The sequence below is a fragment of the Pseudomonas sp. MPC6 genome, assembly GCF_006094435.1.
Taxonomy (GTDB): Bacteria; Pseudomonadota; Gammaproteobacteria; order Pseudomonadales; family Pseudomonadaceae; genus Aquipseudomonas.
Map to the genome: position 1 here is coordinate 4400014 of NZ_CP034783.1, position 22166 is coordinate 4422179.

Genomic DNA, 22166 nt, shown 5'->3' on the forward strand with positions numbered 1-22166 from the left:
GTCAACCCTCGCTCGCAGTGCCTGGCCGTGCGCCGGCCAAACGTCCGAACACAGCGGCCTTGCCCAGTGCCGACCCGGTCATATAGGCGGCGCCGTGAAAGCCACCGATCATCTCTCCCGCCGCCAGCAACCCCTCGATGGGCTCGCCGAACACATCGAGTACGCGCAAGTCCGTGTCGACGATCACGCCGCAGTAGGTACCGAACACCGCTGCCGTCGACGGGTAGGCATAAAAAGGCGGGCGCTCGAGGGTGCGCAGTTGGCCGTGATGATGCACCAGATGCCGTCGGCCGAATTCCGGTGGCTGCCCCTGGCGAACGGCATCGTTGTACGCGGCCACTTCGGCCAGCAACACGTCTTCAGGGACTTCGATCAGGCGCGCCAACTGTTCCAGCGTCTGCGCCTCGATGAACAGCCCCTCCTCCAGGCGCCGGGTGAAGTCGAGGATGCGTACCTGGTTGTCGCCACTGTCCATGATGTCCTGGTCCAGGATCTGGTAACCCACCCCGAATGCCTGTTGCATCACCGCATCGCCGAGCAATTTGTAGGACTGCGATTCGTCGACAAATCGCCGACCGTCCTGGTTCACCGCAATGGCGCCTTTGTAAACGGCCAGGCAAGCGTGGTGGTTGTGCTCGTCCATCGGGTGTTTACCGAACGTGCCCTTGATGTAGGGCAGGTCACGCACATCCGCGCCCAAGGCCCAGGCCATGCGCAGGCCGTCGCCTTCATTGCCTTCGCCACCGATGAACACCGCATTGTCGTATTGCGGGACAAAGCGGTGAATCAACTCACGGTCCTGGACAAAGCCACCGCTGGCCAACAACACCGCGCTGCGGGCCATGATGTGCTGCGGCTCGCCGTTGCGCTCGATCGAGGCCCCCGTCACCCGCCCGCCCTCATTGCGCAACAAGCGCCGGGCACGGCTGTGCAGCCAGACTTCGACCTTGCCCGTCGCGAGCGCGGCCAATTGCAGTTGACGCACCATGTCGGCCGGATCGACGTTGTGCACCCGGGGTACCGACTGCCCCGAGGCGGCCTCGATGACATCGGCAAACACCACCCCGTTGTCCTTGAGCCATTGATAGGTCTGCAGTTGGTGGTCGGTGTACAGCTTGACCAGGGACTCGTCGCATTCCCCCTTGCCCACATCGACCAGGTCATCGAACAGCCGCTGCGACGAGTCCTCAATCCCGTGGGAGCGCTGCAGATCGGTGCCGGCGAAGGCCAGGCAACCGCCGCTCATGGCCGACGAGCCACCGGTTTGCGCGGTTTTTTCCAGCACGACCACCTGCAAACCCGCCTGGGCTGCACTCAGGGCCGCGCAAAAACCCGCCAGCCCGCCACCGATGACCAGCAGGTCGCATTCGTAATGATTCATGGCTGTGCTCCCCCTTGCAGGAACGGGGTCAAGCCATAAAACTCGAATACCTCCCGCATCCGCTCAGGTGCCGGTTGAGCCGAGAAATAGCCACGGTTGCAAGTGCTGGTGCCATTGGCGCGGCGCAAGTCCACCATGGCTTCCGCTTGCTTGACCCAGGCGCCGAGCGAATCGAGAACCGGCACACCGTCGACTTCGTTGACGCCATGGGTGGCGAGCAACACGTTAAGCGGAGCTTCCCCGGGAATGATCACCTCGGCACCTTGCGCAATCAGGCCGCGTGCAGCGCTGCGAAAGCGCTCGATCAGCGCAGTGGGATCGGTGAAGGCTGCCAGGACGTCGGCAAACTGGAAGCCGACATGACGCACCCCGGTCAACCGCCCGGCAAGACCATGGCGCACGGCATTTTCAGTGATCTGCTCCGCCAGTTCGTTGATGAACACCAACACCCCGAAGGTACGACCCAGCATGCATGCGGTGAGCATCGCGGATTCGCCATACCCCACCACCGGTATATCCAGCAGGCTGCGAGTTTCCTTGAGCGCCGGTTCCGGCAGCGTGCTGATGGCGTACGCATCAAAACCCTGGTGCTGGGCATTGATGCCCGCCGCCATGAACTGAATGCCATGCAAGTACTGCAGCGCCGAATACTTGATGTCATCGCCGGGATAGTGATTGCGGTAGGTGCCTGGGCGCATCCCGTGCAGGTGGATTTCCGTGCCCGGGCGGGCAACCTTGCGAAAATGCGCGCGCAGCGCTTCGTCGTAAGCCCCCAGGTCGCTTAGAACCGTGAAACTCTGATGCCAGATACGGATGCTCATCGGTGTCCTCATTCATGAGCCAGGCCCCGGGCACCCAACCTTGCGGTCGACTTGCCTGGCCACCCTGGCGAATAGTTGATGAGGAATTATTAGCGCAGCGTCCCAGGGCTGAGTAGGCGCTGGGGTTGAACGGGCCTTTCAAGAAAACCGCAAGATCGCCTTGGAAGGATTGAGGCGTAAACACTTGCGACGCTCGTGCCGAAACACGAGCGCTTATGCTGGCATCGGTCACCGGATCACGTTCGCATACACCGCCCTGTCGACATTCCCGCCGGACAGAATGACCCCCACCCGCCTTCCCGCCATGGCTTCACGTTCCTGAATGAGCGCCGCCAGGGCCGCCGCACCCGCCCCTTCCGCCAGGTTGTGGGTATCGGTGTAATACACGCGCATGGCCTCGGCAATCTCGTCCTCGGTGACGGATACGATCCGCGCCGCCGCCGCACCGTAGATGGCGAAGGCTTCAGGAATCGGCTTACGTACGGCGAGGCCGTCGGCAAAGGTAGTCGCCGTCGCGGTTTCGCAAATCTCTCCCGCCTCAAAAGAAAGTTTTGCCGCTGCCGCCTCGGTGGAAACCACGCCCACCACTTGGGTATCCAGGCCCAGCGCGTCGCGCGCGGCGATCACCCCGCAAATCCCCGAGCCACAGCCGATCGGCACGTAGACGGTATGCAGGTCCGGCGCCGCCGTGAACAGCTCCAGCGCATACGTGGCCACGCCTTTGACCAATTCGGTGTGGAACGGCGGCACCAGGTAGAGGCCCTGCGCTTGCGCCAGGCGTGCGGCCTCTTCCCGGGCTTCATCGAAATCGCGACCCCACTCGACCACCTCGCCGCCGAAGCCGCGCATGGCATGGTTTTTTTCTAGCGAGTTGCCCTCCGGCACCACGATCAGCGCCCGCAAATCCAACGCCCGTGCCGCCAGCGCCAGGCTCTGGCCATGGTTGCCGCGGGTCGCGGTGACGATGCCCCTGGCGCTGGGGTGCGTGCGTTTGAGCCAGTGCATGAAGGTAATGCCGCCACGCACCTTGAAAGCCCCTGTGGGCGTATGGTTTTCATGCTTGACCCACACCGTGCACCCCAACCGTTCAGCCAGCAAAGGCCAAGGGTACTGGGCTGTAGCGGGCATGACCTGGTACACCTGGTGGGCGGCTTGTTCGATGTCGTCGCGAGTCAGTCTGTGCATGAGCACTCTCCCTGAGGTTTTGCCCAGTCTAGACGCGGTGCCCATGCCCCGGCTTTCAGAAAACCGACCTGACTTTTGTGCCCCGTCTTGACTACTATGGTGCTCATGAACCCTCGAAACCGCCTGACGCCATCGCCCCTGACCGAACCGGTCCGCCGTGTCGAGGCCGGGCCCTGGACGATCGAATTGTTGCCCGGCTCCGCCTACGCTGCCCGATATATCGCGACCCATGCGGCGATCGGCTTTGCCTTCGACAGCCAGCAAGGCCTGCACGCCATCGGCAGCGACCGAGTGCTGCCGTTCGTGGCCACACCGAACGGCCTGGCGTTTGTCCCTGCCGGGTGTGACGTGTTGTCCGAGTCGGCCGAAGGCGGTGAATACCTGCGGGTGGTGCGCGCTGACGGTCTGGTGTTGAGCGGGGAGCGGGCTTTCAACAATCGCATCGATCCGCAGGCCATCTGCCTTGCGCGGCAAATGCGCAACGCACTGTTGCACGCCTCGATGGATGACGATTGGGAAGCCTGGGCGCTCGCCTTGGCGGAACGGGCCATGGCGCAGCAAGCGTTGCCGGCGCCGCCCCAAGGCTCCATCACCGCCAGCCGCATGCGCCTGCTCGATGAATTCATTGACGCGGGGTTTGACGGTGCGCTGAGCGTGCAGGCAATGGCCGGACTGTTTGAATTGTCCGAAGGATTTTTCATGCGGGCCTTCAAGCACGCCACGGGCAAAAGCCCGCACAGTTACCTGATCGACCGCCGACTGGCCAAGGCCCGCGCCCTGCTGCGCGATTCGACAGCCAGCCTGTCCGAGATTGCCCTCACCTGCGGTTTCAACTCCCAGGCGCACATGGCGACAGCGTTCAAACAGCGGCTGGGTGTCAGCCCGGCGCAATTACGAAAAGGTTCGAGGCCCGTACAGGGCTGAGTTATCAGAGAGCAAGATAGTCATTGGCGCGGTCAGGCCAGGCAGATAACGCCTCGACCCCGGCGCTGGCCAGACCGTGTCGCTGGATCATAACTAATGGCCGCGAATATACCGTTCAAGTTGCGATATCAAGTCAGCTTGTTCTGCGACAGCTGACTTGACCAGATCACCTATCGATAGCAACCCAATCAGCTTTTCGTTTTCCACAACGGGCAGATGACGAAGATGGCTATCGGTCATAATCCCCATGCAAACTTCAATACTCTGAAGAGCATCCACCGTTATCACTGGCGAACTCATAATTTCCCTAACGGGTGTCCCCACCGATGAGCGCCCTTCCAGTACCATCTTTCGCGCGTAATCCCGTTCACTGATCACACCGATTACAACGCCGTTATCTACGACAGGTAGCGCACCAACGTTGCATTCAGCCATGGTCCTGACCGCCTCCAGAACCATCTGATCCGGTGCAATGGTATGAACGTCGTGGTGATAGTCGGGTTTTAAACGAAGCAGCTGCGCAACCGTCTTCATAATGATTCTCTCTTGTTTTTGTTTAATACAACGCCCGCCACCGGGCGCTTAAATCGAAAAAACAGAAAAACAGAAAACTCGCCAAACTAAAAACAGACAACAACAATCTATTTAAATAACGAATCAACACATTTAAAAGAGTAAGCCGCGCACACGACACTCACTTGAAATCAATGCTTCCGACTCCGCTCAACCGTCTTCGACGGCACTTCTAAAAATAATTTTTTGTAATCGGATGAAAAGCGTCCCAGGTGATTAAATCCCCAGCGCATTGCCACCGCAGTAATATTTTCGTTGGGGCCGCCTTCCAGCAACGCCTGCCTTACAGCCTCAAGCCGAAAACGCTTCAAATACAAAGTTGGCGTAAGGCCAAAGTATTTCTTGAAGTCATCATGGAGTTTGAAGCGCGACACGCCGACCGCCCGGCCCAATTCGTCCAAATCGACCTCATCGCTGGCATGCTCATGTATGAACTGTTTGGCTTTCAACAAATATTCAGGGCACCGACCTTGCGAAAGGCCAGCCAATTCGTTCGAGTAATTATTGGGTTGTGACAATATAAAACCCTTGATCAGCGCTTTTTCAATATCGCGAGCCATGGAAATATGAGCAAAAAAGTTACGCGCTTGATCCATCTCCATCAGCAGGTATTTGACCAGCCGCCACCAGGCTGCGGGCGCGCCCTCACTTGCACCTATTCTGGTTTCGAAGACAATCGGTTGTTGCGTAGGACGCTGCAGCAGTTCTTCCAACACCTGACGCATCGCTGCACATTTGATTGCAACCTGGATTTTTCGACAATTACCGGTAATGGACAGTTCTTGTTGATCGTACGGCGATACGATCAATCCGTTATCGCTATCGGACATCAGCAAGCCACTTGATTTTCGCAGTTCCTGTTCGCCACTGATGGGCAGGCTGATGCTATAGCTGTTGAGTACCGACGCATCGATATCGATAGTGACATCGGTACCATATTCGATATACCCAAGCACCGTGGACATCGACTTCAAGACATTTGCGGCATGTTGAAAGTGCACACGTTGTGGGTACGAAGCCTTGAGCTCGTGGGGACCGCAAATGTTCGCCATCCAGGCCTGCGCACTCTGCAGGTCATGACGCACGGCATGGATGTCTTGGAATTCAACATCGGTCCCCGCATGAGTTTGCAGATTCATCGCAGCACCACAATGGTTACGGATTGGCTACAACCGTACTGCCCGGGCCTCGGAATCGCTATCCGCATAATGCAAAAATGATCAAGAAAACGCACAAAAGCACCTCGTCGCAAGCCCTCGGGAAAAGCACGCCCCGCCCTCCTCGGAAACGGATAGATATCGCCTCGAATCCGGATAGATGCCCCCAGCGGAAAAGCTTTCAATCGGGTTGAGCCTAACACTACAAAAAGGGTGTACCTGATGAACAGCGCTAAAAGCATTACTCAGTGGCAGGACTATATTCAAGGTTGCCTTGATTTCCGGCCGACTGAAGGTATTTACCGCGTCGCCCGCGACATGTTCACCGAGCCGGAATTGTTCGACCTGGAGATGGAACTGATCTTCGAGAAGAACTGGATCTACGCCTGCCACGAGAGTGAAATCGCCAATCCCAATGACTTTCTGACCATACGTGCCGGTCGTCAGCCGATGATCATCACCCGCGATGGCAATAACCAACTCCATGCGCTGATCAATGCGTGCCAGCACCGTGGCGCGACCCTGACCCGCGTCAGCAAAGGCAATCAGTCGACCTTCACGTGTCCGTTCCACGCCTGGTGCTACAAAAGTGATGGCCGCCTGGTCAAGGTCAAGGCCCCGGGCGAATATCCGGAAGGCTTCGACAAGGCAACCCGCGGCCTGAAGAAAGCCCGGATCGACAGCTACAAAGGCTTCGTGTTCATTAGCCTGGACGTCAATGGCAGCGATTCGCTGGAAGACTACCTTGGCGATGCCAAAGTGTTCTTCGACATGATGGTCGCGCAGTCCCCTACAGGCGAGTTGGAAATACTGCCCGGCAAATCGACCTACAGCTACGACGGTAACTGGAAGCTGCAGCACGAAAACGGTCTGGACGGTTATCACGTCAGCACCGTGCACTACAACTATGTCTCCACGGTGCAACATCGCCAGCAAGTCAATACTGCCAATGGCGGCGTCTCCGACACACTGGACTACAGCAAACTGGGCGCGGGCGATGCAGAAACCGACGACGGCTGGTTCTCCTTCAAGAATGGCCACAGCCTCTTGTTCAGCGACATGCCTAATCCATCGGTGCGCGCCGGTTATGCCACCGTCATGCCGCGTCTGATTGAGGAATACGGCCAGCAGCGGGCCGAGTGGATGATGCACCGACTGCGCAACCTCAACATTTATCCAAGCCTGTTCTTCATGGATCAGATCAGCTCGCAGCTGCGTATCGTGCGCCCGGTGGCCTGGAACAAGACGGAGATCACCAGCCAGTGCATCGGCGTCAAGGGTGAATCCGACGCCGACCGGGAAAACCGGATTCGCCAGTTCGAGGACTTCTTCAATGTTTCAGGCATGGGAACCCCGGACGACCTGGTGGAGTTTCGCGAAGCCCAGCGTGGATTCCAGGCGCGCCTCGAGCGCTGGAACGAAGTGTCTCGCGGCAGTGAAAAATGGGTCGAAGGTCCCACACCTAACAGCGAAGTTCTGGGTATCAACCCGGTACTGACCGGCACCGAGTTCACCCATGAAGGGCTTTACATCAATCAGCACGGATCCTGGCAGCGCTTCCTTTTGCAAGGCCTGGAACAAAAAGCCCTGAAGTTGAAGGAGATGTGAAATGAGCGCACTACAGTATTCCATCGAACAATTTCTCTACCGCAAAGCCGAGCTGTGTGACCAACAGAACTGGGACGCCTATCTCGCCCTGTTTGATGAGCAGAGTGAATTCCACCTGCCGCAATGGGAGTCAGAGCATGTGTACACCACCGACCCCAAGCGCGGCATGTCGCTGATTTACTACTCGAACCGCTCCGGCCTGGAAGATCGCGTGTTTCGTTTGCGCACCGGTAAGTCGGCGGCTTCAACGCCGATGCCGCGCACCTTGCATCAAATCAGCAATGTGCGCATCAACGAGTTCGATAACGGGCTGCTTGAAGTCAAGGCAGCCTGGGTCACGCTCTTCACACGACAAGGGTTGTCCGAGCAGTTCTACGGCCATGTGACCTACCACCTCAAACCCGTCGCGGACAGCTGGAAGATCACTCGCAAGCACATCGTATTGCTCAACGACACCATCAACTCAGTGCTTGATTTCTATCACCTGTGAGCTGAGGAGCACGCTGTCATGAATCATAAAGTCGCTTTCAGCTTCGCCGACGGCAAGACCTCGTTCTTCGAGGTCAAGCCAAACGAGTTGCTGCTCGACGCCGCGCTACGCAATGGCGTAAACATCCCCCTGGACTGTCGCGAAGGTGTTTGCGGGACCTGCCAGGGGCGCTGCGAATCAGGCCAATACACTCAAGATTACGTCGATGACGAGGCCCTGTCTGAACAGGATCTGGCGCAACGCAAGATACTCTCGTGCCAGACCCGCGTGCAGTCGGATGCCTCGTTCTATTTCGACTTCGATTCGAGCTTGTGCAACGCGGGGGCCACCCGGTTATTGCAAGCGGTGATTACCGGTGTCGAGCAGGTTTCGGCCACCACGGCGATCCTGCATCTGGATGCTTGCGCCCACCCCCTGCAACTGGACTTTCTTCCAGGGCAATACGCTCGACTGCATGTACCCGGCACCGATGAGTGGCGCTCCTACTCATTTGCCAACCGACCCAACCCCGATAACCAGCTTCAGTTTCTCATCAGGCTGTTGCCTGATGGCGTGATGAGCAACTTCATCCGTGAGCATTGCCGCCCCGGAGAAGTGCTCGAGTTCGAAGCGCCTTTGGGTAGCTTTTATCTACGTCAAGTCAACAGGCCTCTCGTCCTGGTCGCAGGGGGTACCGGCCTGTCGGCCTTCCTCGGAATGCTAGACACCATCGCCGAAACAGGTGGTTGCGGTCACCCGATCCAACTGTTCTATGGCGTCACGCAGGATAATGACCTCTGCGAAACTCAACGCCTGGCTGATTATCGCGATCGCATCGCGAACTTTGATTATCACTTGGTGGTGTCGAAACCATCGGAAAACTGGACAGGAAAAACCGGCTGGATTCCAGATCACTTCGACCGCCAGTCGTTCGAAGCCAATCCATTCGACATCTACCTGTGCGGTCCCCCGCCGATGGTCGATGCGATTAAAACCTGGTTCAGCGACCAGAAGATCGAGCGGTTCCAGATGTATTACGAGAAATTCATCGAAAGCAATTCCAAGCATTGAGAGTGCATGAGGAATATCTGGTGCAAATCAGATATTCCTGTGCTTTTTTCTTTGTCCGCCGCTGCTGCCGATCAATATTCCGCCGTCGAACGCTCAACGATCGAAACGATCTGCCAGGAGCCGTAGCGCTTTGGCCTGAGCTAGCAGATCCTCACCAATCCGCTGACCGTCCAATGCCTTGTCAACGCTTTGCGTCGACAGCTCGGCCACTTGCATAACCTGTTGCGACAAGCTCTCGACCACTTGGGATTGTTGCTCCATGGCGGATGCGATCTGCATGCTCATGCCAGATATCTGGGTCAGTGAAAAACTCACTCCAACCAAATTGCCTTGGACTGATTCCACCTCACACGTACTGTTTCGCGCGAACTCCCGCCCCTCCTTGGTCAGTTGTACGGTACGTTCGGTGGCATTACGCAGTTGCAATAACAGCGGTTGGATCTGCTGTGTTGCTTCCTGCGTCCGGGTTGCCAGTTGCCGTACCTCGTCGGCAACGACACTGAACCCCCTGCCCGCTTCGCCGGCGCGAGCTGCTTCAATAGCCGCGTTCAGAGCCAGTAGATTAGTTTGTCCGGCAATCGAACTGATGATGTTGGTAATAGCGCCAATGGACTCGGTGGAGCTGGCCAGTTGTTGGACCGCCAGTGCAATATCCCCGACCGATGTGCTGAGCTGCTGCATCGCATCAAGGCTCTTGCCTGACAATTGTTCGCCATGATTGGCAAGTCGGGCAGCTTCCTGAGTGGCCAGATGGGTGGCCTGGACGTTACCGGCAACTTCCTGAATGGTGGCGCTCAATTCGCTGAGGGCGGTCACCGACAAGTCGGTTTCATCCCGTTGACGTTCGAGGCGCAGGGTTTCGCCCTGGATCAACCGGGCAAGCTCGACCACCTGCTGTTCTACGACGCCCCCGGTCGTCCCTATTCGTGATAATGCGCTTTGCAAACGACGTTCTTCGGCAACCAGGGCCATTTCCATCAACCCTGCAACACCCGGCGCGCTGCTGTAAATTTTCGCGGTCAAGCGATCGGTAAACGCTTTGGGATGCGCCACAAAAACCTGCTTGACGGCTCGGGTCTGCCGCCAATCCTGAATACCCGCCATAACGAGCGATCCAGCAACAATAAAAGCGCTCTGGGCCATATGGGAGTTCAGTTGCCAAAGGCCTGCCGACAACAGTAATCCGAGCGGCAGGCTCGGTAATGCAACGCCCACCAGTCGATGAATTTGACAGCTCCACTGCAGAACGCCGCCTCCAGATTTCAATCGCGAGTAGAGCTTTTCTGCACGCGCACATTGCGCTTGCGAGGGTGAGCTATAGACAGCTCCATATGCCTGAACTCCATCTTCGCCGAACACTGGTTTTATGTAGGCGTTCAACCAGTACGTTGAACCGTCCTTGCGCCTGTTCTTCAAAAGTCCCATCCAGGGTTTTCTCTGTTGCAGCGCGTTCCACAGGCTACTGAAGATATGTGCAGGCATATCAGGGTGCTTCAGAAGACTGCTTGACTGTTGCAACAGCTCCTTACTCGTATACCCGCTAAGTTTGATAAACGCTTCGCTACTGTGCGTAATGCGCCCCTGCAGGTCGGTACGACATATCAAAACGACATTGTCAGAAGAAGTAGGAGATGCAGGCATGGCTGAAGGTCCCAAAAAAAAAGAAAAAAAAGCCCGCCCCTAGGGGCAGGCAGAAGACCAAAGTAATCGATGCTATGGAGCACAATAACCATGGCAGTCTTAAAAGTGATGGACATACCGCACTTGCACACGACTACCTTCAGGACGGTTCTCGACGTCCTGTTCGAAGTACGCATTCACAAACACATGATCTTCCTTGGAAAAGCTATACATCGCCCCAGGCCCGATTGCCCATACCTTTTCACGACGGCCGGAGACCTCATGACCGTCAACTTTGGTATCGGTGATTTGCTTCAGCCAATAACCATTGATACCCAAACGCAGCTGCGGCGTCACCGCATACTCGGTAGCAAAGTTTGCGTGTAAAGCCTGGCCGGCTTGCATATCGTCGGCGCCACCAAACCCTGGGCCCGGATCATCGTTCTTGCCGTTGTACAGATAGTGAGCACGGACGGATGCCGTCCATTTTGGAGTAAACCAATAAGTGGCCGCCCAATAGGGATCAAACGACCAAGCGTTGGCGCCCGGGTTGATGTCATGTTTGCTGTCGTATTTGCCCGTCGGCAGGTTCACCTGCAGTTCAATGCGGTGCGCGAAACGCGGTCCATCGGGCCCCATGATTGGATCAAACTGAATCATCGGGCCCAAAAGCAGATCGCCTACGCCACTTTGAGCCTTCAGCGCCGCGTTATTAAGTCCGTCATCAACATCCATGCTCGTTACAAAAGGCAGCACGGCATTCATGCCCAGCGTCGCGTTGCCCAAGCGAAGGTCGGAAAAATAGCTGATTTGTGTCACCGCGACCTGATAATCCAACTGCTGCCTGGGCAAGCCCAGGGACTTGCCATTTTGATCGCGAAAACGATTGGCACTGTAATTCTGGAAGTATTCCTGAAAGTACCACCCCGCTCCCGCTGGCGGCGCGCCATCGAGAAAAGTGGTCAAACCCAGATTGACGACTGGCAGGTCATACGCCTGCGCGGTATCAATGCCAAAAAGGCCGGTGCCAAACACGCATACCGAAAGCAGCTTTCTTTTTATTGTCATGACGCTCTCCACTTACAGCAAGGCTAAAGGCGTTCAAGCCCCTGACTTATCGATTGACCCCGGGATGTTGCGCAGCCACTCGATACTGCCCGCCGTGAAACACCAGCGGCTCCCCTGCGCCGTGGCGGTAGTGTTCGATTTGTCCAAGGAATATCAAATGGTCACCGCCCTCATACTGAGTGACATTGCGGCAGACCAGTGTGGCAATCACGCCATCAAGCAGAGGCACTCCGGACTCTCCGGCCTTGAAGGCCACACCCGAAAACTTGTCTGGCGCAGGTCGCGCAAAACGTCCGGAAATATCGTGCTGATCTGCGCCCAGGACGTTGATCGCAAAATGCCCGCACGACAGGTAGTCCGGCAGACTCGGCGCGTTGCGGGCAATACTCCAAAGCACCAGTGGCGGATCGAGTGAAACCGACGAAAAGGAGTTGGCGGTCATGCCAACATTGCGTCCATCGTCGGTACGCGTGGTGATGACGGTCACGCCAGTGGCAAACTGCCCAAGCAGATTGCGCAACTCGCGCGGATCGCAGTCCTGCGCGTTGACAAGATCATGCTGGATGGATTCTGCGGTAAATGCATTCATGATGAACTCCTGGCTCGATGGCGGCTTATGCGGCCTGACGAGTCTTTTCCTGAATGAAGGCCTGGCAAGACTGGGCGTCGAACCACCAAGGGGCAAAGTCGCGTGGATCATCGAAGCCATTGGCGATGGCCGATGCCAGAGGTTTTGACTGGCTGGCGGCACCGAGCAGTTCAAGCAGGTGTTGAGGTGGTGGCGTCAGCATGGTGTTGGTCCACTTGACCACATGCTGCGCATAGCTCCAGTACTGCTCGAACGTGTCGTGCATCCAGAGAGGGCCAAAGTCTTGCGCCCCACGGGCGACAATCGCATCCAGGTAAACCTTGCTGCACTTGGCGGCATTGTTCGACCCCTGGCCGGTAATAGGATCATTGACCACCAGTGCGTCGGCCATGCCGAACACCTTGCGCCCCGAGGGCAGCGTCAGCACCGGTTTGCGCACCATTGGCGTGAATCGCCCGGACAAAAAGCCCTTGTCATCGGTCATTTCCACGGACCGGCAACGTTCGGCCTCCCAGGGTACGTAGCGATTGAGCAGTTCCAGGCTTTTCTCGAGATGTTGCTCGGCGGACGTGATCCCCTGCCAGCAATCCATCGGCCCGCCTGGAACCCCTTCGAAAACCATGATTTCGCAAGGACCGGTGGTCGTCAGGCAAGGGAACACAAAGTATTCGCCCACGCCCGGGATCAGGTTGAAGCTGACCCTGGAAAACGGCGACATCGGTGTCATGCCCTTCACGTAGGTCAATGACAGCGCCCGCTGTGGCTGCTGAAATTGCGTCCGTTCGGTATCTTTTTCGAACAGATTGACGATCTCGCCTTTGCCCGCAGCCAGCAGCACCAGGTCATGACTCGCCGACAACTGCTCCAACTCAGCCACACCTACATCCTGGATAACGACCTCGCCGCCACGCTTCGCGACTTCGTCCAGCCATACCGGCATTTTCAGACGTTGATCGACCGATTGAGCGTAGCGATCCAGCCGGGTACTCCAGCTGAACAGTGGCTCATTCGGGTTCTGTGGATCAGGCACTGCCAGACCGATACCTTCAACAGCCGGGCATTGGTCTTCCCAGAAGTTCAGCCCCAGATCGCGCTCGCTTTGCAGAGCGGTGTTGAACATGCACTGACTGGACATCACTTTACCGTTGCGAATGTCCTCGCCATTGCGATTAGTGGTCAGGGTCACGTGGTAGCCCTTGGCGAGCAAGCCCAAGGCAAGTTGCAGGCCGGCTTGGCCGGCTCCGACGATGGCGATTCGACGCATTGTTATTCTCCTGGTTATCGACGGTTACAGGTGCAGCATTCGGCAGTCGCCGAACAGGGTTTCTTGTGAGTGTTCTGCATTACTCGGCGAGTCGCGGTATCGCTGGCAGGTTCTGCTCCGGTCCCATGACCGAGTACCCCCCGTCGACGGCGTAATCCGCGCCTGTCACGAAGCTGGCGGCGGGTGAACACAGGAACGCCACCACGCTGGCCACCTCGGCGGGTTCGCCCAGGCGCCCCAACAGGTGATAAGAAGCGGCGACCGCATCGGCCTTTTCCCGATTGCCGCCACTGGCGTCGGCGATCACCCGCGACCAGGTCCAGCCAGGCGATACCGAATTGACGCGGATGCCGTCGGCTGCCAGGTCCATGGCCATGCAGCGAGTCAACTGCACCATGGCGGCTTTCGATACCGGGTAAAGCCAGCGCCCGGTCTGGGCGCATTTGGCCGAGATGGAAGCGAAATTCACGATTGCACCGCGGCGCGCCTTGAGGTCCTGATGCACCGCCTGAGTCAAGGCCACTGCAGAAACCAGGTTCACATCCAGTGCGTGCAACCAGTCCTGGCGCGTGGAGGCAAAGCCCTGGTCGCTGTACGTGCAGGCCAGGTTGATCAGGAGGTCGATGCCGCCGAAACGTGCTCGCACCTCTTCCACCGCATGGACAATAAGTTCGTCATCCGTCACATCGAGGTGAAAAAACTCCGCTCGCTCTCCGAGCCCGGCCGCCGCCTTGAGACCCGCTTCACGATCGATATCGAACAGCGCAACGCTCGCCCCTGCGTCCATCAATGCCTGGGCCACAGCGGAGCCGATCAGGGTCGCCCCGCCACTGATCACGGCGACTTTATTCTGTAGATGAGACATGGTTATCTCCTTAAACCGGCTTGTTGGCGCTGGAGGACCAACTCGGCATCAACGTATTGGAAGGCAGCGACTCGTCGAGCAGCTTTTGCGCAGTCACCACACCCGCCACCGGCAGCCCCGTCGGGTCAAGCAGGCCGATCTGAACCAGCACGCTGGCCTGATCCCAGTAGATATGTTCGTGATACAGCTTGGGACCGCGAAACTTGACGACACCCAGCATCGGAATCTCGACATGACGCCCGGTCGGCGCCACCCCTGGAAGCATCCAGTCGATCTCGGTGTCATGGGTAAAGCTCATGATGAATTCATCGACGATCTGCGATGCACCCACCGTGCGTGACAGCGGTGTCAGCGCCATGTCCTTGGGATTGCCATGGACGAAGTGATGCTGGTAGAAGCGGCTCAACTCTTTGGCACCCACGCCGCCAGTCATGGTCGGGATATGGTTGACGTAGGGTTCAGCGACCATGGTCGCCATGGTCGCCGGCACATCGCGAGTGTCGAACTCGTGACGCACGTGCTCGTCCCAGAGATCGGAAAGGTTGTAGTCCGGTCCCAGAACCCGACGTAATGCGGCGATGGTCCGTTCGTGAGCCAACAGCGCCGATGGCTTGTGATAGTGATGACCGTTGGGGCGAGCAAAGGCGTGATCAACACCCGGGTAAACGTAGAGTTCGACACCCGGTTTATTCTGCAAGGCCTTTTGAATCGCGGACCGAGCCTCGGCGGGACAGAACTGATCCTGTTCGGCCATATGGAGCACCAGGCGACCCTGTAGCCCTTCGATTTCCGACAAGGCGTTTTCAATACCCACACCGTAGTAACCGACGGCACAGGCCACTTCAGGCAACCGACAAGCCGCCAGGTAAGCCAACTTGCCGCCCAGGCAGTAACCCACGACACCCAGGTCACCCGCTATACATTGGGGCAAGGTCTCCAAGGCCTTCAGACTGGCGCGGATATCATCAATGCCCAGCGCCTCGTTGAAACCTTGGTAAAGCGCATAGGCACGGGCAAAATCTGCCTCGGTATAACCTAACTCGACACCTGGTTCCTGGCGCCAGTAGAGGTCCGGCACCAGCACCGTGTAACCTTCCTCGGCCAACAGGTCGGCGACTTCACGCATGGCCTGGTTAACGCCAAAGATTTCCTGACAGAGCACCACGCCCGGCCCGCGACTATCGACGGAGGTCGCCAGGTAAGCCTGGAAGTGACCACCGGACGCAACCGGCACGCTGACATATTGGCCTTTCATATCGAATCTCCAAGGGTTCAGGAACGTTGGGGATGATATTGGGCACCTTCGCCGGTGCCGACTATCCGCTGAATGCGATGCCTGTCCGTGGTATGCAGGAAGTTGCACAGACCAAAAACAAAAAAGAAAAACCACGGGGGGCGCCGTACGGGAGGCGAATAAAACCCGTGCAACACAATCGATCTGGAAGGTAAAAGCGAAGCACTAGGCGGTGGCGGTTCGTTGAAGCAGTCCCGGCAGGGCTTGCAGAAGCAGTCGCAGTACCGCGAAAGGATGAGCCGTAAAGTTGCGCACCTGGTCACTGCGGCTCTCGCCGTAAAGGCACCAGTTACAGAAGTGTTCGCAGTTGTTGGTCAGCAGCCGGTATTGATTTTCACCCACCCGGGACAGCGCTCGCCGGATGACTTCTTCGCGTTCGAATCTGACTTGCCGGGCACTCTCGACCCAGAGCCGTTGCCCGGACGCAAACCGTTGCAGTGTCTGAATTTCTACAGGTCCTGCATGCAAACCTGCACAGAGCCCTGAGTAGTGAACGACTCTGTACTCACCCAGGTAGATCCCATGGTGGTAGTAGCCGTTTCGTGAGGTGATGAGGTGGCTCCCAATGGCGACTTCTACTTCAGCCTCCCAATCCCAGTCCTGCCATTGGCTGGTAAGGAATTGCGCTGCAGGAGCGGATTTGCAGGAGATGTTCATCATGTCCGCCTTACTGGAAATGTGGATGAGCGCCGTGGTTGGCACTCCCACCTCAGTGAATTCACAAGCGTTAAGACGATATTGAACATCTGCACCGAACGGGACTATCCGCCAGGTGCTAAACCTGTCCATGGCATGCAGAAAGATCAATGATTCGCAAATGCCTTGCTTTTTCCTCGCGAAAAAACGCCGCACAACCCAGATAAAAACGTTGGACACCTAATGTTTACGGGGGAATCTAGGAATCAACGAATCATGCTTCGCAGCAGCCCCCAACACCTCAAAGCTGTGTGGCATGTCCATTGCTTGAACAGGTGGAAAGCCCCGGTGAGGGCACATAAAGAAACGGACATGCTTACAGGTTATCCGGTTAACGCAGCGACTATCCTTATCCTGCAAAACCTCGGTAACACTCCTGTGCGACATGCCTTGGAACCGTGCATGCAAGTGAGGCAACCATGGGCCTGAATCTCATCCCCGAGCGTGGCGGCAGTCTCTTTGACAGAGCTTCGCTGTTCACCCCTAAAAATCAGTTGTTTCTTCTCAATGACCTGGATGCGATTCGCGACGGCGTCAGCAGCGTCTTCAAAAAACACGAACTGCGCTGTATCCAGGAAACCGACCGCATCAGCGCGCGGATGCACCATGTCAGTCGTGGGCACTTGTCCCTGAACCGTCTGGAATATGGGGCCCGGGTAACCATCGATCCCGGTCGCCTTGAAGATTTCTTTTTGATCCAAGTGCCCATCAGCGGAAAGGCACGCATCATTTGTGGCGGGCACGACTTTATCTCCACGCCCGATAAAGCCTCGTTGATTTCACCCCACCTGCCGTTATCCATGTGCTGGGATGCCAATGCTCCCCAGCTGGCACTTCGAATAGAACGAAACGAGGTTGAGTACCATTGTGCGCAACACCTTGGACATGTGATGGACAGACCACTGGAGTTTCATCCGGAACTGGATCTGACCACCCCAAGCGGAAGCTATTTCCTTCAGCTGATTGGCATACTGGCAGAGGCCATTACATCGGACGAACATCCGCTCCACCATGCCCTGGTGCTCAAGCAATTCGAGTCAGTCCTGATCAATGCATTGGTCTATGGGCAACCCAACAATCTGCGAGATCAACTGGAGTGTGCCAGTAGACCAAAAGCACTCTTGCCCTACTTCGTAAAAAGGACCGAGGAGTATATGCGGGCCCATGCGAATGAACCGCTGAGCATCGAGCAACTGGCCGAGCACGCAGGAGTGAGCGTGCGTACATTGTTTGCAGGTTTCCGCGATTTTTGCGACACCACGCCCATGGCTTATCTGCGTAACCTGCGACTGGAGCAGGTGCATCTTGAGTTGAGCGCACAAAGTCATGACGCTTCGGTCACCGACATCGCATTCAAGTGGGGCTTTGCCCACTTGGGACGGTTTGCACAGGAATATAAAAAACGTTTTGGCGAGGCCCCTTCAACCACGCTCAGATTCCGACGCTGAACCCGGGACTCACAGTACGTTCAGGACTTCACAATCTTGATATTGGCGAATGTTGACTCAGCACGTGCCTGTTCCAGCAAACCCATCTGCCTGGACGATGGCAATGCCTGCCCGATCGGTCTAGCTGTCACTTGCGGTTGCGGTTGCGCCACCAGGCGCTCGTCGCTCGGTGGAATGCCGAAACACTCGCGATAGCACTTTGAGAAATGGGGTGTGGACACGAAGCCACACACCACCGACAACTCCACGATGGAGATCGACGTTTGCTTGAGCAACTGACGCGCGCGGATCAGGCGCAGCTTGAGGTAATACCGCGAAGGCGAGGATTTCAGGTATTTCTGAAACAACCGCTCCAGCTGTCGACGGGACAAGCCGACATAATTCGCCAGTTCATCGAGGTCAATCGGTTCTTCCAGATTGGCCTCCATCAAGGCGACGATTTCCTGCAACTTCGGTTGATGGGTACCGAGCATGTGCTTGAGGGGCACTCGCTGGTGATCCTGCTCGTTGCGGATTCGCTCATAGACAAACATGTCGGAGATGGCCGCTGACAGTTCATGACCATGATCGCGACTGATCAGGTGCAGCATCATGTCCAATGGCGCGGTGCCACCGGAGCTGGTGACGCGGTCCCGGTCGAGCGTAAACAAACTGGAACTGAGGTTCACTCGCGGAAAGGCTTCTTGCATGGCCGCCAGGAATTCCCAGTGCACGCTGCAATCGAAGCCATCGAGCAAGCCTGCCTGCGCCAAGGCCCAACTGCCTGTGCATACACCCCCCATCCGCTTCGAGCGCCGCGCCTGAGCTCGCAACCAGGTAATGTGTTCCCGGGTCACCGCACTTTGAATGCCCGTGCCACCGCAGACGATCACGGTATCGAGCAGCAGTGCGTCATCGATCGACGAATCCGCAGTGATCGGCATGCCGTCGCTGGCCCACACCTGCGCGCCCCCCAAGGTGAACGTGTGCCAACGGTACAGCTCTTGACCGGTCAACTGATTGGCCATTCGCAGGGGCTCTACAGCGGATGCCAGGGAGATCAAGGTGAATTGGTCCAGTAGCAGAAAACCAATGGTCTGGGGAGGAACGGCCCTGGGGGTGTCGTATGCCATCGGAAGTCAGCCTCGCAGCGATCGGTCACGCGTCTTCACACCGGGGCATGAAGTGACACGTCACCTTACGCGGCAGCTCTTCAATGCAAGTAGCCTGAGTGCGCCAGTTGCGAGTCTGATTTCGACATGCACTGGCGATCTTGATGGAAGCAGATTGATTGGCCGCGCGAGGTAAAGGCTGGATCAAAAGATCGCAGCCTCGCTTCGCTCGACGGCTCCAACGGGGGGATGGGCTCATCCGGGAGTCAGTGAATGCCCACGGTGAACGTCAGGCACCGCGTGGGCAGTGCCGGCGTCCGCCGTGACTTGAGGCTCTTACTCGGTCACACCAACGATGTGCTCGGGTACAGGCTCGGCATCGCTGATCGGCGCGTTGAGCAGCAGGTAGTACGCCAGGGCCGAACACAGCGCCACCACCGCGCTGATCATGAACGCGGTATTGAACGAACCCGAGTACTGGATGCTGAAGCCGGTGACGATCGGCGCGACGGAACCGGCGATGTAGCCGCCGAAGTTCTGGATCGAACCGAACGAGGCCACCCGGCGGCTGTCGACGATGGTGTTGACGATCATCCAGGCGGTGGCACTGGCCATGTTGATGCTGAACAGCGCCAGGCACAGCAGGATGATGCAACCGGTCAGGCCAGTGACGAACGACAGCGGCACGGTGAACAGCGCAGCCAGCACCAGGCCGGTGATCACGCCGAATTTGCGGCTGGCCAGGATGCTCATGCCACGGCGTACCAGCCTGTCGCAGAAGCGCCCGGCGACGATGGTGCCCACTGCGCCGAAGCCATAGGCCAGCGACACCAGCCACGCGGTCTTGTACAGGTTCATGCCATGCTCGCGCTCGAAGTAACCGGGCAGCCAGGTCAGGTGCAGCCACAGCATGTAGATCACGCCCATGAAGCCCAGGACCGCGCCCCAGGTGCTGCGGTGCTTGAACAGGTCGAGCCAGCCGGCAAAGTAGGAAACCTTCGGTGCCTTGGGGTCGGCCGCTTGCACGTGGGGACTTTTCTCGGTCGGCAACGGTTTGCCTTCAGCCGCGAGCTCGGCCAGGTACTGCGCCTTGCTCTTGTAGAAGGCCAGCCAGCACACGGCCAGGACGATACCGATCGCGCCGGTGATGATGAACATCCCGCGCCAGCCGAAGTTGACCATGAACAGCGTCAGCAAGGGCGGCGCCAGGCATGGGCCCAGGCAGGTTGACGACCAGACGATCCCGGTCGGCGTGCCGCGCTCGTTGGCATCGAACCATTCGGACAGGGCCTTGGCCGCCGAAGGGAACATCGGCGCCTCGCCAATTCCCAGCACCACGCGCAGGCCCATGAAGCCGGCGAAGCTGTTGACCATGCCGAACGTCGACTGAGCCACCGACCAGACCAGCAATGAAGCGCCCAGGGCGATCTTGCTGCCCAGGCGGTCGATGATCATGCCCATCGGTAATTGCGCAAAGGCGTAGGCAATGGAGAAGGCCGACAACAGAATGCCCATCTGCGAAGGGCTGATCATCATGTCCTTCTGGATCGAGGTATTGGCGATCGACAGCGCACTGCGGTCCAGGTAGTTGACGATGCCGATCAACAACAGGAATACAACGGTGATGTTTTGATACTTCTTCAGTGGTTTCATCTGATGGCCTTTATTATTGTTATTGCAGCGGTTTCAATACCGGGCCGATCCATCATCCGGTGCCACACTCATCCTTGGGCTCTACAAAACTATCCAGGCTGACACGCAACCCCTGTAGGAGCGAGCTTGCTCGCGAAAAACCGGAGGGCGCCGCGGGGCATCTGGTTTTACGCGTTATCGTTCACCACCTTCGCGAGCAAGCTCGCTCCTACAGGGCCTCCTACAGTTGAATGGGGTGAGCCAATGTCGGCTGCTGCAACTGCGCGGCGCACTGGTTGAGGTCATCGATCACCTTCTGCGACAGGCTCACGCCTTCGAGCAACGCTTGCTCGCGCAGCTTCAGGCCGGCCTGGCCCGGCAAGCGCACCGGGCGCTCGGGGTCCACCGGACGGCTGGCCCGGATCAGCTTGCTCAGGAACGAACTTTCGTCGGTGAAGGCGTCCAGCCCGCCGAAGAAACGCGGGTCAATCACCACCGCCGTGGCCGAGGCGCCCCACTGGTCCGGCGCGTCCTTGCGCCCATGGCCGGCCAACCCCGAGGTCAGGGCCTCGACCAGAATCGCCAGGGCAAAGCCCTTGTGGCCGAAGGCCTGGCCGCCCAGGGGCAGAATGCTGCCCGGCGGCGTGGTGAAGAAGTCGGCCGGATCATCGCTCAGCTGTCCCTCGTTGCTCATCAGCACCGGGTGCGGCAGTGGGCTGCCGGCCTCGCGGCACTGGCCGACCAGGCCCAGGGTCACGGTGGACATGCTCACATCCAGCAGGATCGGTTCGCCCCGGGTCGGGATGCCGGCGGCAATCGGGTTGGGCGTGTAGATCGGGTCGATCCCGCCATGGGCGCACACCAGTCCCACCGACGGGTCCGAGGAATAGACCATGGCCACCAGGCCGCGGTCAGTGAAAGGCTTCAAGTAAGCGGCCAGGCAACCGATGTGCGAGGCACGGCGCACCACGGCGATCCCTATGCCCTGCGCCGTGGCGCCCTTGGCCGCACAGTCCAGGGCGCGGCTGACACAATACGGGCCAAGCACATAGTGGCCGTCGAACAGCGCAGAGATACCGCTGTCCGAAACCTGCTCGAGCAACCCGGCACTGGCCTTGACCTGCCCCGTCAGCATGCCGCCGATATAGCGGCTCACCAGGTTGAGGCCGTGGGTGCGATGGCCCAGCAGTTCACCTTCGAGCAGCACCCGGGTCACCACTCGGGCGACCTCGGCATCGGCCCCGGCTGTTGCGAACAAATGCTCGACGAAGGTGGTGAGTGTTTGAGCGTCGTAACGGGTTGTGGCAATCAGGGACATGGGACCTCTCGGGCAGTACGGCAGACTTCTTGTTATGGCTCGCCCGTTCCGTGACGGGAGACTCTGCGATAACTGTAGGGAGCCCGCTTCAA

20 protein-coding genes are annotated in these 22166 nt (G+C 58.1%); 5 read left to right on the plus strand and 15 right to left on the minus strand.

The annotated features are described in order from the left end of the window. Position 1 precedes the first annotated feature (1 nt). From ELQ88_RS22360 to ELQ88_RS22370, 3 genes are all read right to left on the minus strand, one after another. Positions 2–1381, minus strand: coding sequence for an FAD-dependent oxidoreductase (locus ELQ88_RS22360; RefSeq protein ID WP_138967802.1), 1380 nt, complete (start codon positions 1379–1381; stop codon positions 2–4). Next, positions 1378–2202, minus strand: coding sequence for an aspartate/glutamate racemase family protein (locus ELQ88_RS22365; RefSeq protein WP_128873110.1), 825 nt, complete (start codon positions 2200–2202; stop codon positions 1378–1380). The genes ELQ88_RS22360 and ELQ88_RS22365 overlap by 4 nt, the downstream gene beginning before the upstream one ends. 228 nt (positions 2203–2430) lie before the next feature. Then, the gene (locus ELQ88_RS22370; protein WP_138967804.1) at positions 2431–3387 is read right to left on the minus strand and encodes a threonine dehydratase; all 957 of its coding nucleotides are present in this window, start codon (positions 3385–3387) and stop codon (positions 2431–2433) included. A 96-nt stretch (positions 3388–3483) separates the two neighbouring features. On the opposite strand from ELQ88_RS22370, the gene ELQ88_RS22375 reads away from it, so the two are divergent. Beyond that, complete coding sequence (locus ELQ88_RS22375; RefSeq protein WP_138969561.1) at positions 3484–4311, plus strand: AraC family transcriptional regulator; 828 nt, start codon at positions 3484–3486, stop codon at positions 4309–4311. A gap of 93 nt (positions 4312–4404) precedes the next feature. Here ELQ88_RS22375 and ELQ88_RS22380 read toward each other — a convergent pair whose 3' ends face one another. Further along, positions 4405–4845, minus strand: coding sequence for a CBS domain-containing protein (locus ELQ88_RS22380; RefSeq protein WP_138967806.1), 441 nt, complete (start codon positions 4843–4845; stop codon positions 4405–4407). 170 nt (positions 4846–5015) lie between these two features. After that, positions 5016–6023 (minus strand): AraC family transcriptional regulator, encoded by a 1008-nt coding sequence (locus ELQ88_RS22385; RefSeq protein ID WP_138967808.1) that lies wholly within the window; start codon positions 6021–6023, stop codon positions 5016–5018. A 240-nt stretch (positions 6024–6263) separates the two neighbouring features. On the opposite strand from ELQ88_RS22385, the gene antA reads away from it, so the two are divergent. From antA to antC, 3 genes are read left to right on the plus strand one after another with little or no spacing between them, the layout of a single operon-like run. Further along, positions 6264–7649, plus strand: coding sequence for an anthranilate 1,2-dioxygenase large subunit (antA, locus tag ELQ88_RS22390; RefSeq protein WP_138967810.1), 1386 nt, complete (start codon positions 6264–6266; stop codon positions 7647–7649). Between the two features lies 1 nt (position 7650). Further along, complete coding sequence (gene antB, locus ELQ88_RS22395) at positions 7651–8139, plus strand: anthranilate 1,2-dioxygenase small subunit (RefSeq protein ID WP_138967812.1); 489 nt, start codon at positions 7651–7653, stop codon at positions 8137–8139. An 18-nt stretch (positions 8140–8157) separates the two neighbouring features. Further along, on the plus strand, positions 8158–9189 hold the full coding sequence (gene antC / locus ELQ88_RS22400) for an anthranilate 1,2-dioxygenase electron transfer component AntC (protein ID WP_138967814.1): 1032 nt from the start codon (positions 8158–8160) through the stop codon (positions 9187–9189). Between the two features lie 93 nt (positions 9190–9282). Here antC and ELQ88_RS22405 read toward each other — a convergent pair whose 3' ends face one another. The 7 genes from ELQ88_RS22405 to ELQ88_RS22435 form a co-directional block, all read right to left on the minus strand. After that, on the minus strand, positions 9283–10830 hold the full coding sequence (locus ELQ88_RS22405; RefSeq protein WP_138967816.1) for a PAS domain-containing methyl-accepting chemotaxis protein: 1548 nt from the start codon (positions 10828–10830) through the stop codon (positions 9283–9285). A gap of 99 nt (positions 10831–10929) precedes the next feature. Continuing rightward, on the minus strand, positions 10930–11871 hold the full coding sequence (locus ELQ88_RS22410; protein ID WP_138969562.1) for a transporter: 942 nt from the start codon (positions 11869–11871) through the stop codon (positions 10930–10932). Positions 11872–11923: 52 nt separating this feature from the next. Beyond that, positions 11924–12466: a flavin reductase family protein gene (locus ELQ88_RS22415; RefSeq protein WP_138967818.1), complete on the minus strand. Its 543-nt coding sequence runs from the start codon at positions 12464–12466 to the stop codon at positions 11924–11926. A 25-nt stretch (positions 12467–12491) separates the two neighbouring features. Continuing rightward, on the minus strand, positions 12492–13730 hold the full coding sequence (locus tag ELQ88_RS22420) for a styrene monooxygenase/indole monooxygenase family protein (protein ID WP_138967820.1): 1239 nt from the start codon (positions 13728–13730) through the stop codon (positions 12492–12494). A gap of 79 nt (positions 13731–13809) precedes the next feature. Then, positions 13810–14595, minus strand: a complete 786-nt coding sequence (locus tag ELQ88_RS22425) for an SDR family oxidoreductase (protein ID WP_138967822.1) — start codon at positions 14593–14595, stop codon at positions 13810–13812. 10 nt (positions 14596–14605) lie between these two features. Continuing rightward, positions 14606–15850: a dienelactone hydrolase family protein gene (locus tag ELQ88_RS22430; protein WP_138967824.1), complete on the minus strand. Its 1245-nt coding sequence runs from the start codon at positions 15848–15850 to the stop codon at positions 14606–14608. A gap of 204 nt (positions 15851–16054) precedes the next feature. Next, positions 16055–16765: a lecithin retinol acyltransferase family protein gene (locus ELQ88_RS22435; RefSeq protein WP_228761551.1), complete on the minus strand. Its 711-nt coding sequence runs from the start codon at positions 16763–16765 to the stop codon at positions 16055–16057. Positions 16766–17004: 239 nt separating this feature from the next. Between ELQ88_RS22435 and ELQ88_RS22440 the strand changes: the two genes are divergently transcribed. After that, entirely contained in the window at positions 17005–18033 is a 1029-nt protein-coding gene (locus tag ELQ88_RS22440; RefSeq protein ID WP_138967826.1) for an AraC family transcriptional regulator, read from the plus strand. Positions 18034–18053: 20 nt separating this feature from the next. Here ELQ88_RS22440 and ELQ88_RS22445 read toward each other — a convergent pair whose 3' ends face one another. The 3 genes from ELQ88_RS22445 to ELQ88_RS22455 all read right to left on the minus strand — a co-directional run bounded on the left by ELQ88_RS22445 (position 18054) and on the right by ELQ88_RS22455 (position 22068). Further along, positions 18054–19145 carry a GlxA family transcriptional regulator gene (locus ELQ88_RS22445; RefSeq protein WP_138967828.1) on the minus strand — a complete coding sequence of 364 codons (1092 nt, stop codon included), beginning with the start codon at positions 19143–19145 and terminating at the stop codon, positions 18054–18056. A gap of 315 nt (positions 19146–19460) precedes the next feature. Next, positions 19461–20777, minus strand: a complete 1317-nt coding sequence (locus ELQ88_RS22450) for an MFS transporter (protein ID WP_138967830.1) — start codon at positions 20775–20777, stop codon at positions 19461–19463. A gap of 220 nt (positions 20778–20997) precedes the next feature. Then, positions 20998–22068, minus strand: coding sequence for an Ldh family oxidoreductase (locus tag ELQ88_RS22455; protein WP_138969564.1), 1071 nt, complete (start codon positions 22066–22068; stop codon positions 20998–21000). Positions 22069–22166 lie beyond the last annotated feature (98 nt).

What these genes read in the sequence shown, in the direction of transcription:
- ELQ88_RS22360 (WP_138967802.1), bottom strand. Translation starts at nt 1,381, where the DNA reads ATGAATCATTACGAATGCGACCTGCTGGTCATCGGTGGCGGGCTGGCG.
- ELQ88_RS22365 (WP_128873110.1), bottom strand. Translation starts at nt 2,202, where the DNA reads ATGAGCATCCGTATCTGGCATCAGAGTTTCACGGTTCTAAGCGACCTG.
- ELQ88_RS22370 (WP_138967804.1), bottom strand. Translation starts at nt 3,387, where the DNA reads ATGCACAGACTGACTCGCGACGACATCGAACAAGCCGCCCACCAGGTG.
- ELQ88_RS22375 (WP_138969561.1), top strand. Translation starts at nt 3,484, where the DNA reads ATGGTGCTCATGAACCCTCGAAACCGCCTGACGCCATCGCCCCTGACC.
- ELQ88_RS22380 (WP_138967806.1), bottom strand. Translation starts at nt 4,845, where the DNA reads ATGAAGACGGTTGCGCAGCTGCTTCGTTTAAAACCCGACTATCACCAC.
- ELQ88_RS22385 (WP_138967808.1), bottom strand. Translation starts at nt 6,023, where the DNA reads ATGAATCTGCAAACTCATGCGGGGACCGATGTTGAATTCCAAGACATC.
- antA (WP_138967810.1), top strand. Translation starts at nt 6,264, where the DNA reads ATGAACAGCGCTAAAAGCATTACTCAGTGGCAGGACTATATTCAAGGT.
- antB (WP_138967812.1), top strand. Translation starts at nt 7,651, where the DNA reads ATGAGCGCACTACAGTATTCCATCGAACAATTTCTCTACCGCAAAGCC.
- antC (WP_138967814.1), top strand. Translation starts at nt 8,158, where the DNA reads ATGAATCATAAAGTCGCTTTCAGCTTCGCCGACGGCAAGACCTCGTTC.
- ELQ88_RS22405 (WP_138967816.1), bottom strand. Translation starts at nt 10,830, where the DNA reads ATGCCTGCATCTCCTACTTCTTCTGACAATGTCGTTTTGATATGTCGT.
- ELQ88_RS22415 (WP_138967818.1), bottom strand. Translation starts at nt 12,466, where the DNA reads ATGAATGCATTTACCGCAGAATCCATCCAGCATGATCTTGTCAACGCG.
- ELQ88_RS22420 (WP_138967820.1), bottom strand. Translation starts at nt 13,730, where the DNA reads ATGCGTCGAATCGCCATCGTCGGAGCCGGCCAAGCCGGCCTGCAACTT.
- ELQ88_RS22425 (WP_138967822.1), bottom strand. Translation starts at nt 14,595, where the DNA reads ATGTCTCATCTACAGAATAAAGTCGCCGTGATCAGTGGCGGGGCGACC.
- ELQ88_RS22430 (WP_138967824.1), bottom strand. Translation starts at nt 15,850, where the DNA reads ATGAAAGGCCAATATGTCAGCGTGCCGGTTGCGTCCGGTGGTCACTTC.
- ELQ88_RS22440 (WP_138967826.1), top strand. Translation starts at nt 17,005, where the DNA reads ATGGGCCTGAATCTCATCCCCGAGCGTGGCGGCAGTCTCTTTGACAGA.
- ELQ88_RS22445 (WP_138967828.1), bottom strand. Translation starts at nt 19,145, where the DNA reads ATGGCATACGACACCCCCAGGGCCGTTCCTCCCCAGACCATTGGTTTT.
- ELQ88_RS22450 (WP_138967830.1), bottom strand. Translation starts at nt 20,777, where the DNA reads ATGAAACCACTGAAGAAGTATCAAAACATCACCGTTGTATTCCTGTTG.